At 49.4% G+C, this 11,924-nt stretch carries 12 protein-coding genes; 6 read left to right on the top strand and 6 right to left on the bottom strand.

Annotated features, from left to right (window positions below; genetic code table 11):
* Nucleotides 1-3 precede the first annotated feature (3 nt).
* Together ACJJIC_RS05475 and ACJJIC_RS05470 are read left to right on the top strand one after the other, a co-directional pair.
* Entirely contained in the window at nt 4-456 is a 453-nt protein-coding gene (locus ACJJIC_RS05475) for a DMT family transporter (protein ID WP_252083467.1), read from the top strand.
* Between the two features lie 20 nt (nt 457-476).
* Nucleotides 477-773: a putative quinol monooxygenase gene (locus ACJJIC_RS05470; RefSeq protein ID WP_444910620.1), complete on the top strand. Its 297-nt coding sequence runs from the start codon at nt 477-479 to the stop codon at nt 771-773.
* Nucleotides 774-977: 204 nt separating this feature from the next.
* Here the strand turns inward: ACJJIC_RS05470 and ACJJIC_RS05465 are convergent, their stop codons facing one another.
* Complete coding sequence (locus ACJJIC_RS05465) at nt 978-2,429, bottom strand: aryl-sulfate sulfotransferase (protein WP_444910621.1); 1,452 nt, start codon at nt 2,427-2,429, stop codon at nt 978-980.
* 296 nt (nt 2,430-2,725) lie between these two features.
* Here ACJJIC_RS05465 and ACJJIC_RS05460 point away from each other — a divergent pair, with 296 nt between their 5' ends.
* Nucleotides 2,726-3,391, top strand: coding sequence for an outer membrane beta-barrel protein (locus ACJJIC_RS05460; RefSeq protein ID WP_444910622.1), 666 nt, complete (start codon nt 2,726-2,728; stop codon nt 3,389-3,391).
* Nucleotides 3,392-3,456: 65 nt separating this feature from the next.
* On the opposite strand, the gene ACJJIC_RS05455 is transcribed toward ACJJIC_RS05460, so the two are convergent.
* From ACJJIC_RS05455 to ACJJIC_RS05445, 3 genes are all read right to left on the bottom strand, one after another.
* Nucleotides 3,457-3,771 carry a hypothetical protein gene (locus ACJJIC_RS05455; protein WP_444910623.1) on the bottom strand — a complete coding sequence of 105 codons (315 nt, stop codon included), beginning with the start codon at nt 3,769-3,771 and terminating at the stop codon, nt 3,457-3,459.
* A gap of 51 nt (nt 3,772-3,822) precedes the next feature.
* Entirely contained in the window at nt 3,823-4,359 is a 537-nt protein-coding gene (locus ACJJIC_RS05450; protein WP_444910624.1) for a hypothetical protein, read from the bottom strand.
* 135 nt (nt 4,360-4,494) lie between these two features.
* Nucleotides 4,495-4,830, bottom strand: coding sequence for a gamma-glutamylcyclotransferase family protein (locus ACJJIC_RS05445; RefSeq protein WP_444910625.1), 336 nt, complete (start codon nt 4,828-4,830; stop codon nt 4,495-4,497).
* A gap of 627 nt (nt 4,831-5,457) precedes the next feature.
* On the opposite strand from ACJJIC_RS05445, the gene ACJJIC_RS05440 reads away from it, so the two are divergent.
* Nucleotides 5,458-5,697, top strand: a complete 240-nt coding sequence (locus tag ACJJIC_RS05440) for a hypothetical protein (protein WP_444910626.1) — start codon at nt 5,458-5,460, stop codon at nt 5,695-5,697.
* The gene (locus ACJJIC_RS05435; RefSeq protein ID WP_252083479.1) at nt 5,694-6,101 is read left to right on the top strand and encodes a L,D-transpeptidase family protein; all 408 of its coding nucleotides are present in this window, start codon (nt 5,694-5,696) and stop codon (nt 6,099-6,101) included. Before ACJJIC_RS05440 ends, ACJJIC_RS05435 begins: the two co-directional genes overlap by 4 nt.
* An 84-nt stretch (nt 6,102-6,185) precedes the next feature.
* Here the strand turns inward: ACJJIC_RS05435 and ACJJIC_RS05430 are convergent, their stop codons facing one another.
* Together ACJJIC_RS05430 and ACJJIC_RS05425 are read right to left on the bottom strand one after the other, a co-directional pair.
* Nucleotides 6,186-7,592: an alanine/glycine:cation symporter family protein gene (locus ACJJIC_RS05430; RefSeq protein WP_445356569.1), complete on the bottom strand. Its 1,407-nt coding sequence runs from the start codon at nt 7,590-7,592 to the stop codon at nt 6,186-6,188.
* Between the two features lie 177 nt (nt 7,593-7,769).
* Nucleotides 7,770-9,275, bottom strand: coding sequence for an MFS transporter (locus ACJJIC_RS05425; RefSeq protein ID WP_444910628.1), 1,506 nt, complete (start codon nt 9,273-9,275; stop codon nt 7,770-7,772).
* A gap of 185 nt (nt 9,276-9,460) precedes the next feature.
* Here ACJJIC_RS05425 and ACJJIC_RS05420 point away from each other — a divergent pair, with 185 nt between their 5' ends.
* Nucleotides 9,461-11,902, top strand: coding sequence for a glycoside hydrolase family 31 protein (locus ACJJIC_RS05420; protein ID WP_445356568.1), 2,442 nt, complete (start codon nt 9,461-9,463; stop codon nt 11,900-11,902).
* Nucleotides 11,903-11,924: the final 22 nt, after the last annotated feature.

The following is an 11,924-nucleotide window of genomic DNA, read 5'->3' as shown; positions in this document are numbered from 1 at the left end:
GCAGTGCCTAGCTCAATTCTTTATCCGTCGCTTATGTTAATTGCCGGAATCGGCATCCCGGTGATGGCCACGTTAAATAGCGGTCTAGGTGTGAAGCTTGGCAGCTCGGCTCTCGCTACGACGATTTTGTTTTTTGTCGGACTGACCATCTCTATTATTTACTTATTTAAAACTGAAGGTTTCCAAGTAGCCGGTTTTCACAAAGATATCTCCTGGCACCTTTATCTCGGCGGGATATTAGTTGCTTTTTACGTACTCAGCGTCACCTGGGTTTCACCAAAATACGGCGTTGGCAATACTATATCCTTTGTGTTACTCGGCCAGCTCTTTGCTATGGCCACCATCGACCATTTTGGCCTCTTTGGTGCACAACAAACCAGCCTGGACCCCAAACGAATTATTGGATTTATTCTAATGATTACAGGCATCTTACTAGTGGTAAAACGCAATTCATAAATATATCTGGAGATCTGACAATGCCCAATCTATATGTAATGGCAAAAGTGAAGTCTAAACTTGGAGAAACACAGAAAGCTAAGAGCATTCTGACAAGACTGGCAGCGAACTCTGAAAAGGAGAGCGGATGTTTGAGTTATCAGATTTTATATTCGAGTGAGGAAACAGATACCTTTATGACGTTAGAGGTATGGGATTCAAAAGAAAGTGAAAGAAGGCACTGGGATGAGCCCCATTTAAAAGAATCATTAAAAGAGTTAGAACCAATTTTAGCTAAAGAACCAAGAATCGAAAAATATCAGCATACTTCCGATTAAAAACATACGATTTTCTCCAGCAGAGTAAATAATCATAGGCCCACAACAAAATTAGTGTGGGCCAAGGAGAATATTCAGAAAGTAACAGGAGACACTTGAATCATAAAAGGGCAGTACATTTATAAGTTTCATCAGCAGTGAAAAAAATCTATTCCCACTGAAATAAAAAACTATAAGGACCACTCCCCCTAAAAGCTTGTGTCATTACTGAGGAAAATTAAAAACAGGATTGGTGGTCAACATTTCCAACCAACTAACACGCTCTGCTCGATAAATCGTGCTATCGTAAACTTTTAATTCCCACGCAGTTTCCGCTGGGCTAGTCGATGTTACCTCTATCAAGTAAGCATTGCGATCACTCCCCGTACTGATATCCGATGGGCCACCGGCACATAGTAATATATTTCCACCGGCAAGCTCATCAACGTCACCCAATGATTGAGTATACTTGGGCGCTATGTATTCCCAGGTTTGCTCAGCACTCATTGTCGATGTATTGAGCAGAAACTTTACTGCACGGCTATTGTAGATATTGCCACTCAACTCAGCTTCATTTCTGTTATCGTAAATCAGAATTTCATGATTACTTGTCAACATTGGCGCATGCTGCGAAGCCATCCAGGAACCAGTATGTAGTGTAAAGAATTTATCCTTCAAATCGCTCTCAATATCTGAGTCCCTCCCCATTATCCAATTTACCGCACCAGACTGATGATCAATACTGACCACCCAGCTCTGAGAGCGGCTAGAAAGTAAAATGGAGTAATCCTGAGGAACATAATGCAGTGCATTAGAGTGGCTCCAGTCAAGGGCTCCGTTATCCAAAACCCTACTGGCCAAAGCACCGGGGAAACGGCTGGTATCCAAGTGATCAAATGCTGACCATCGCCAAACTGTGTTCCCTTCAGTATCGATTTCCAAAATGGCATCTCCTTGTAAAAAATGCTCACCAAACTGGCCAGTTTCGTTGGTTAACACCAACAGATTGCCATTCTCCAGCAAATGCACATCGTGGTGATAACTCGGCAATTCGAAAGAGGACAACACCTCTCCAGAGAAGGAGATTACTCGGGCCTCCCCACTGAGTAATAAAAGTAAACGCCCATCCTGTAGGTTTCTCGCTACTGGGGCACCAGTTAATGGAACATCACCGTGCAGATACCAAACAACCTCTCCCTCTTCATCAAATCCCCAGAAAGTACTATCCCTCTCCGCTGATGGCGCGAAGATAGTGATGCCCCCCTCGGACTTAACCGTTTTATTCAAAAGCTCAACAGCGGGGACCCCCTCAGGCACCGATCCTGTTTTAAACTCTACGATTTCACTATGAACAACCTCACCACTATCTAAAAGTGCAACCGCAGTAAATCGATAGGTAGTATCAGCGCGCAGGCCGACGACAGTTACTTCGTGGTCTGTGCCTGACTCACTATAAGCTGTACGTCGTCGGCTGGTATCTGCAGATTTAAACCTTATTGCCACTCTCGCCGCTTCCGCAGTAATCACGCTGGCATTCACCATTAGATGGTTCTCTGGGTGAGCACTGAGTACTAATTGAACAGCATCATCTTCCTGCGCAAAAACCTTAGGGACAATACCTGTTAAAAACAGTAAGAATACTGATTGAAAAACAGCCAACCTAATATATTTACTCATAGAGGGTCTCACAGTTTGTTATGAATACAACTGTTTAACGCAACCATTGCTTCCTGGTTTACAGAGAAATTGACTTTTCAAGAGACTGTAATCGATAGTAATGGATGATTATTGACTAAGCGCACCTAATGCTGCACTATGCGCCAAAATTGATAACTGGTACGCATTTACCAAACTTCAAAAAATGCATTACAGAATTTGATACTTCACCTCTCTGCCAATTCATCACCACAAAATACTCACCGCTGCCTACTTATCCAGGTAGGTGGTCTTTTATATTGATGTAAGGATATCCTTTGAAAAGATTTATTCTCAGCTCCGTTATCGCTCTTTCCGCATCCAATACTATGGCAATAGAAAACAGCTTCTACCTTAAGTCATCTTATGGAAAGGTAGATACAGATGTTTCTTCACAAGAAGCTCAGGAACTGTTCGGAACAAAACTCTCAGATCCTAACGGCTGGTCTTTAACACTGGGATACCGCTTCAATAATTTTCTTGCCATTGAAGGCGGCTATGCAGACTTAGGCGAGGCTGAAGCTAAGAAAAGTGATAATGATGTAATTCCTGACATGAACGGAACTTACTATTACGACTATAGCTATAAGGCCGTACTTAACGCCCAAACTAAAATGCTGGGCATGTTCCTCTCCACCGATGTCAGTAAAAATTTTTATGCTGGCATTCGTGCTGGATATCAAACATGGGATGCAGAATTAAAAAGAAAGGGAAATTTCAATGCAAAATATGAATGGAATGATGACTTCTCTCAAGTATTTGATGATATTTCTTATAATGAGAGTTTAGCTAATAGTGAGTCTACTGATGGTAGCGACCTCTATTATGGTGTTTCCGCTGGTTGGAACCACAACAACTGGAGCCTAAGCCTGGAGCACACTATTTTCGAAATGGATGAGCAAAAGCCCAGCCTCTCCTCCCTAGCGCTGACTTACAATTTCTAAAGACCGCTCTTACTTTTTTCAGCAGCCAAATCGGCTGCTGAATTTATCTCTAAAAAACTCTAAAGCTACTTTATCCCCACAAACAATACCTCAAACCAGCGCAAGTCCTCCGGCCCCAATTGAGCCTTTTTGGCCAGTCTCTTATCTCGATACACATCCTTATATACATGATAAACCGCTCGCTCGGTCAACTCGCGCCAGTGTTCGCTATTTAGCTCAGGGATTGAGCCATCAGCTAAATTGGGATCGGTCAATGGGTCGTGCTGGGCTTCAGTGGTTCTCAGCGCTAATTCCAATTCTTGCAGAATAGGATTGATCACCTTGAGGGTATTCGATTCGGAAAACTGCTTGGCAACATCTTCCTCTGCCTGACGAAGCATTTTTTTGCTCTGTAATTCCGATAGCTTTTCTCCGGCTGGGCGCAAGCCGAATTAATTGACCAGGCCTCTCATACCGGGCAGCACCGCCTTGGCTGCCAGCCCGGCACCGATCAGGGGATTAAACACTGCGGCAACACCCCCAACTAACAGCATACCAACGGTCAATTTTCTATCGAGTTTGTCGATATCATCCGCCAGTCTTTCGAGAGAACTCTTTCCAGAATTTCCCCTTTCCAGGGATAACTCTACGGCGCTCTCCACCATAAATTTACGTAAACTCCCCTCATAATGGGAGTTGGGAAAGTGAAATATTCGGCGTTTGGATAGATCATTTACCTCTGGGGCATCATCAGGCAAACAACGCATTGTGTGCAGAGTAAAGCCAGTTTGTGAGAGCTTATAGGGAATCACAAAGTAGTGCTTTTCATCGTATCTCTGCACAAAATTCTCACTGCGCTCCGCAGAAGAAAATATTGGCAGTCCGGCAACTACTTCTTGAAAAACTTTTAAACTGCCGGTGATTTCAGCTGGCACTTTACAGGAAAGGTCAACCAGGCCCTTCTTGCCTTTATCGAAATATTGTTTCATATCTATTGATTCACAGAGAAACCGAGAAAAACCTGGTCTGATCTGCAGTATCCGCATCCCCTCGGCCGTTCTCCCCTGTGAAACACCTCCCTATGCCCCCTATTAAAAGATTAACTTTCTTAGTAAATGATTACTTTAGCTCGCCTCAGTATAAATCCAGGCTTCTTTACCAGATTTCAATTTGGCGGCAACCCGCCGATAGGCATCCACTTCATAGGCATCAGACTGAGCAAGCTCTTCGGCAGAGATTTCAAAGACTGTACCCTCAACCGTATCAGAAGAATGCCCTGTGTACTTCAGTATGGGGTGAAACTCCTTGCCGCTAGTTTGCACAACCTGTGGATCTATAATTCTTATTGCAGAAAGCTGGTAACCAATTAAAGTATCCTCAGATCCTTGTAACTTACGGCCAAAAGTCTCCAGTTGTACATTCTCTTGCTGAAGAGTGCCGTAGGAAAATAAACGCTCCATAAATTAACCCCTGATCCCGCTAATGAAAGTTCACTAATGTGGCAAATCCGCTGATACTTTATCGGCTAAAGACCCCGCTGAAGAAATCTCTTTAAGATAATTCCTCAGATTGGAGCTCTAACGCCTATCAATCCCTTCGCAAACCATTCTTGCAAATGTCTGTGAGATTAATAACCAGCAATTCACTTATTCCTTTTTGATGTGACTGGCCCAAGACACGGACCTTACCATCCCTTGGACCTGCATTGGTGAAAACCTGTGCTAACCCATCCCGCAGCTGAGGCCGAGTATACGGGGAGCTGCTTTGGGGAAATCTCTGACCTGCGCCGTGCTTCTGATTGGGTGCTAGGGATACCGCACCCTGGCAGGCAATGGTCAGGCTCTAAATCCATGGTTGTTTACACGGCCCACTGGCAATAGAGAGGTGTGTAATGCATAACCGACCTTCGCTGCAAAACCATCAAACTATACCTACACGACAGAAATCATCCCTACAAAAAGTACAAGGAGCTCTACGTAAAAACGCTTCGTTCGCCGCTGCGCTAATGGTTGTTGGATCGGCAATATTGGCCCCCCTGGCCTATGCTGCGGATTATTCCAATCCCTATTCCCGCCAGGGCCCAAGGTATGTCGCTCATCAGGGGCATGGAGGGCATTATGACCGGCACTCCAGATATAGCAGGGATTACAGGTACCGGAGAGAGTATAGGGGACACTCCCGATACAATAGGAATCAAAGGAGCTACTCTCGATACAGCAGGAACCAAAGGGCATATTCTCGATATGGCAGATACCAACAAGCTCAACCACAAAATAGCCGGCATATGTGGTTTAAAGGCCATGTACAAGGTACACCGCGTATTGTGATCGACTTAAGTGACCAGATGGCCTACTTCTATAAGGGAGGACGTCTCGCCGGCATGTCCCCGGTCTCTACCGGGAAACCAGGCCATCGAACTCCTACTGGTAACTTTCGTATTTCACAGAAGAAATACAGCCACCGCTCCAACCTGTACGGTCACTATATAAGCTCTCGTGGCCAAGTACTGCGCAGTAATGTGGATGTACGCCGCCATCGCAAGCCTGCCGGGTCTCGCTTCCGCGGAGCCTCAATGGATTACATGATGCGGATTAATGGCCCAGTCACCATGCATGCCGGTTATGTACCCGGTTACCCGGCCTCCCATGGCTGTATCCGCATCCCCTGGCATATGGCGAAGATTTTCTACCGCCACGCCAGAGTCGGCACAAAGGTATCCGTTGTACCTTAGGTAAAATCTAGACACTTGTGAAAAGGCACCATAAAAAAGGCGGACTATTAAGTCCGCCTTTTTCTTTGCCTGGAAAAACGTCTGCTATTGAGAGGCCTCTGCCCCCTCCCGCTTTGCGACTTCCATACGGGTGAAATACGCATGCGCTGCACGGTTTACATGCCGTGCCAGCAGTAATGTGGAAACCATAGTGGGCACAGCCATTACGGCGTACATGCCAATAATAATGCTGTTGACCGCGCTCAGAGAAGCCACCGCACCCAATACAATCAGTATCATATAGAGCCCGGTATAAAGGCCCTGCCAGCGGCAGCCAAAAAGAAAAACATAGCACTTCATACCGTAATACCAGCAGGTGACGATGGTGCTAAAAGCCAGTGGTAGGACCATTAGCAGTAGCAAAATTGGACCAAACTGCCCAAATACCTGAGAAAATGCCTGTGCAGTCAGGGTAACGCCGGCAATATCCCCTTCCTGCTGCCAAGCGCCAGTCAGTAGTATCACCAGGGCAGTGCAAGTGCAGATAACCAGTGTGTCTACAATGGGGCCCAGCATGGCAACCACGCCTTCTCGAACGGGCTCACGGGTTTTCGCTGCACCATGGGCCAAAGACTCTGTGCCTATACCCGCCTCATTAGAAAATGCGCCCCGGCTCACCCCTACTGTGATTACCGAACCCAGAGTACCTCCAGCAATAGCTTGACCGCTGAAAGCATCAGAGAAAATTAGCGCAAATGCTGCCGGTACCTGCTCCCAGAAGCTGGCAATTACCACAAGGGTCATGCCCAAATAAAGCAGCACCATGCCCGGCACTACTCTTGCGGAGAATTTACCGATACGCTGGATACGACCGGCTATAACGTAGGCCGATGCAACAGCAATTAATAAGCCAATAACAAAATCAAAAGTGAGTGAACCTCCGGGCGCTACCCAACCCAAGGGCTCAGCAAAAGACTCGCGCAGTAACTGCGTGGTTTGATTGGACTGAAACACCGGCAACATACCGCAGAGTCCCGCCACGGCAAACAGTACCGCGAGCGGCATCCAGCGTCGGCCCAACCCCTCGCGAATAACATACATGGGGCCACCTTGCAGTTCCCCGGAGGCATCGCGACCGCGAAACATCACCGCCAGCGTCGCTGTATAGAACTTGGTAGCCACCCCCACCAGGGCAGTTACCCACATCCAGAAAATCGCCCCAGGCCCACCAATCGTAATTGCGATGGCAACCCCGGAAATATTGCCAAGTCCCAGGGTTCCCGAAAGCGCTGTGGATAGCGCTTGGCTATGATTCACTTGGCCAGGGTCATTGGGGTCATCATATCGGCCACTTAAAAGCCCAATACTGTGCCCAAGATGGCGATAGGGACGGCCACGAGAATAGATTAATAGCGCGAGGCCGCCACCAACGAGTAGCACTAATAAGGGGGGCCCCCAAACAAAACTGGCAAAAGCCTCTAATGCCTGATCAATAGCAGGGAATATCGACATAATTTAATTCATTTCCGGTGAGATCCGCCCAGTCTAGGTACGCTCACACCAGACTGTCAAAAAGCCGCCATAAAACTCTGCAGCCCCATAAATGCGAAAACTTTGCGAAAACCTGGAATCCCGGCAATAAAAAAGCCCCTAACAGGGGCTTTTCTAACAATCTTTTACAACTTTTTATCAAGCTGTAGTAGTTGCCTTTAATGCGGGCTCGGGTTCTGAACTCTCCCTCACCAGCGCCACCGATATAGCGCCAAGCAACATACACACCCCCGCCAAAACAATGATGTAAATTGCCTGGTTTTCGAAAACTGTTTTCAATATCAAGCCAGCTACCAGGGCGGAAACAATCTGCGGTGCGGCGATAGTGAAATTAAAAATCCCCATATAAACACCGGTCTTATCCGCCGGCAGCGAGTCGGAGAGGATCGCATAGGGCATCGCCAGAATAGCGGCCCAGGCAATGCCCACACCCACCATCGGTAGCAATAATCCCAGGGCGCCACTGGGTACGGAAACTTCTGTAATCAACAGATTCACCTGTGTGGGATCGCCCCCCTGGAAGAACAGGAAGCTGATGTATCCCAAACCGCCCAGTGCCAGCGATAGGGAATAAGTGAGCTTACGCCCCAGTACCTGAGACAAACGGGCCAGGACAATGGAGAAGATCGCTGCGAACAGGGAGTAAGCAGCAAAAATAATTCCAACCCAGTCACCGGCAGCACCCTTAGCGGCAGCGATATGTGCGGGAATTTCTTTGACACTTTCCAGATAGGCGGGATCAAACCACTTGGCTTCCACTCCCCAAACATGTTGAGTGATTGCTGGCGTGGTGTAAACCCACATAATAAACAGGGCAAACCAGGAGAAAAATTGCACCAGGGCCAGCTGGCGCATAGTACGCGGCATTTTAATTAGCAGTTGGAAAAAACCGATCAAACGCTTTGCCAGTGGGGCTTTTTGCAGTCGTTCCCGCTCCAGTTGCGCGGAGTCGAGACCTTTATAGGCATTGTACTGCTCTGGCGGATACTCCTTGGTACGCAGCACAGTCCACAACACACTGCCCAGCAGCACTGTGGCGCCGATATAGAAAGCCCATATAACGGAGGGCGCCACCTCTCCCGCACGGGCAGTATTTTCCAGACCGATCACATTAGTCAGGATGAATGGCAACATGGAGCCGAAGATGGCGCCAATGTTAATCAGCAAAGACTGTATCGAGTACCCCAGGGTGCGCTGCTCTGATGGCACCATGTCGGACACCAGGGCGCGGAAAGGCTGCATGGTCACGTTAAAGGCCGCGTCCATCAGGGCCAACATAACGCCGCCGAAAATAATTGGGGCCACTATCGCCACCACAATCCCGGCATTGGGCATAAACGCCATCCCCAGGGCTGCGGCGATGGCACCAAAAAGGATAAAGGGGTTGCGGCGACCGAAGCGACTCCAGGTCCGGTCCGATGCCGAGCCCACGATAGGTTGCACAATAAGTCCCATGAGCGGTGCCACTATCCAGAACAGCGACAGAGAGTGCAGGTCCGCTCCCAGATCTGAAAGAATCCGGCTGGCATTGGCATTTTGCAGGGAAAAGCCAAACTGCACACCGAGAAAGCCGAGACTGACATTCCATACCTGCCAGAAGGGCAGACGGGGCTGTTGAATAGGATTGGGCTCTGATTGGCTCATAGGGTCACCGCATCTCTCGTTATGCTTATTTTGCCATTCTGACACGCCCACCACAGACCTCCATCCTCCCCCCAGCGGGGAGGATGCGGGCCAGATTCTGCGCTTTAGGATAAACTCAGGCCCAGCGTACGCGTCGGGCCAACAAAAACCAGTGAATCCTAATCAAGCAACTGAAGTCCCGCGCGATGATCCTAAAACTCCCACTCCTGCGCCTGGTGTGCCTCGCAGCTACACTCTGCCTGAGCGCTCAATCCCTGGCCGCTGAACAGCGCAACTACCACGATCACACCATGAGCGAAGACTCACTAACTGTACAGACGAGTGAGGGCGAGGTCACCCTCACCCCGGTTGGTCCGTCAGCGCTATCGGTGCACTATCGCCGCGAAGGCCTGAAGCAGTTGCCCTCATTTGCGTTGGCCAGCGATTCTGCCGGCCGACCCGAGGCTACGCTGAAGCAAAAAGGGGACAAGCTCGTTTACCGCACTGGCTCGCTTACTGCAGTCATCCACAAGTCTCCCTTCCGAATCGAGTACTTGCGCGGTAGCGAACAAATCCTGAGTGAAGAGCGTGGCTTCTTTGCCACCGAGACGATGCGCGGATTCCGTTTCGCACTGTCGCCAGAGGAAAAACTGCTGGGCGGCGGAGAGCGGGTTATGGGGATGGACCGTCGCGGTCAACGCCTGCCACTGTATAACCGTGCCCATTACGGATACACCACCGAATCCAACCAGATGTATTTTTCCCTGCCAGCAGTACTGTCCAGCAACAAATACATTCTGCTGTTCGACAACTCTGCCACCGGCACCCTGGATCTGGGCGCAAACGAAGAAGATATCCTGCAATTTGAAGCCGTAGCCGGGCGAACCGCTTACATCGTGGTAGCCGGTGAGACTTATCCACAGTTGCTGGAAAATTATGTATCCACCACCGGCAAACAGCCCCTGCCACCCCGTTGGGCCCTGGGTAACTTCGCCTCCCGCTTTGGCTATCACAGCGAAGCTGAAGTCCGCGCAACCGTGGATAAGTTTGCCGAAGAAGATTTCCCCCTGGACGCCCTGGTGTTGGATCTCTACTGGTTTGGCCCAGATATAAAAGGTCATATGGGCAATCTTGCCTGGGACAAGGAAGCCTTTCCCGAACCAGAAAAGATGATGGCCGACCTTAAAAAACGCGGCATCAATACCATCCTGGTGACAGAGCCTTTTGTCCTCTCCACCTCCGAACGCTGGCAGGAAGCCGTGGCGAATAATGCCCTGGCCAAAAACCTGGCCGGAGAACCCAAGCGTTTTGATTTCTACTTCGGCAATACCGGGCTGATCGATGTCTTCTCTGAAGATGGCCGAGACTGGTTCTGGAATATTTACGACGGGTTATTGGAACAGGGCGTAGCCGGCTGGTGGGGCGACCTGGGTGAGCCGGAAGTTCACCCCTCCGATACCGTTCACGCAATCGGTATGGCCGATGAAATCCACAACGCCTTCGGCCACGCCTGGGCGCAATTACTGCACGAACGCCAAACGGCAAAATACCCAGAGCGCCGCCCCTTTATTATGATGCGCGCCGGTTTTGCCAGCTCCCAGCGCTACGGCATGATTCCCTGGACCGGCGACGTCGCTCGGGAATGGGGTGGCTTACAGCCCCAGGTGGAATTGGCTCTGAGTATGGGCTTGCTGGGCTTTGGCTACACCCATTCAGACCTGGGTGGCTTTGCCGGCGGTGAGAAATTTGACCGCGAACTCTACATCCGCTGGTTACAATACGGCGTATTCCAACCGGTGTACCGCCCGCACGCCCAGGAGCATATTGCTTCCGAACCGGTTTTCCACGACCGCCGCACCCGCGATATCCTGCGCGAATATGTAAAACTGCGCTATCGCCTGCTGCCCTACAACTACACCCTCGCCTTCGAAAACAGCCAGACCGGCATGCCACTGATGCGTCCGCTGTTTTTCGAAAACGAAAGTGATCTGTCTCTACTGGACTACAAGGATGCCTACCTATGGGGTCAGGATTTCCTCGTTGCCCCAGTCGTGGAGGAGGATGTGGATGAGGTCGCGGTAAAGCTGCCCGGCGGCACCTGGTTCGATTACTGGACTGATGAACAATATTCTGGCGATCAGGCCCTGGTAGAAGTGAACCTGAAAACGATTCCTGTGCTGGTGCGGGCCGGCGCCATTATTCCCACCATTGACGATGTCCACAGCAGTCGTGATTACTCCAGTAAAAACCTGACCCTGGACTACTACGCGCACCCATCAGCAGCAAAGTCCGAGCGCTATGTTTATGAAGATGATGGCGCTACTGCGCAGGCTTTTGAAAAAGGCAAATACGAGAAACTGCATTTCTCAGCTGACAACAAACAGCAGGGTTTAGCCTTCGTCTTTAATCGCGAAGGAGCCGGTTATACCGGTATGCCGGAATCTCGCACGGTCACTTTAAAGATCCACAACTGGCAACAAGTGCCCGTGCAGCTCGATATTAGCGGCGAATCCCTGCCTATTTTCGACAGTGAAAAAGACTTTGCTCAGGCACCCCGTGGGGCCTGGTACAACAAGCGCAAGCAGCAACTGCTGGTTAAATTTGACTGGCACAAAGAACCGCTGGATTTAGTGCTCAAAAATCAATAATTCAGCAAACCGCTGTTCACTG

Source organism: Microbulbifer mixtoriginis (SeqCode) (assembly GCF_052468275.1).
Note: the sequence above shows the minus strand (reverse complement) of the source record. Positions and strands in the feature narration are given on the sequence as shown.

Bases quoted from the DNA above. Each gene is read 5' to 3' on its own strand.
- ACJJIC_RS05470 (WP_444910620.1), top strand. From the start codon at position 477: ATGCCCAATCTATATGTAATGGCAAAAGTGAAGTCTAAACTTGGAGAA.
- ACJJIC_RS05465 (WP_444910621.1), bottom strand. From the start codon at position 2,429: ATGAGTAAATATATTAGGTTGGCTGTTTTTCAATCAGTATTCTTACTG.
- ACJJIC_RS05455 (WP_444910623.1), bottom strand. From the start codon at position 3,771: ATGCTTCGTCAGGCAGAGGAAGATGTTGCCAAGCAGTTTTCCGAATCG.
- ACJJIC_RS05450 (WP_444910624.1), bottom strand. From the start codon at position 4,359: ATGAAACAATATTTCGATAAAGGCAAGAAGGGCCTGGTTGACCTTTCC.
- ACJJIC_RS05445 (WP_444910625.1), bottom strand. From the start codon at position 4,830: ATGGAGCGTTTATTTTCCTACGGCACTCTTCAGCAAGAGAATGTACAA.
- ACJJIC_RS05440 (WP_444910626.1), top strand. From the start codon at position 5,458: ATGTCGCTCATCAGGGGCATGGAGGGCATTATGACCGGCACTCCAGAT.
- ACJJIC_RS05430 (WP_445356569.1), bottom strand. From the start codon at position 7,592: ATGTCGATATTCCCTGCTATTGATCAGGCATTAGAGGCTTTTGCCAGT.
- ACJJIC_RS05425 (WP_444910628.1), bottom strand. From the start codon at position 9,275: ATGAGCCAATCAGAGCCCAATCCTATTCAACAGCCCCGTCTGCCCTTC.
- ACJJIC_RS05420 (WP_445356568.1), top strand. From the start codon at position 9,461: ATGATCCTAAAACTCCCACTCCTGCGCCTGGTGTGCCTCGCAGCTACA.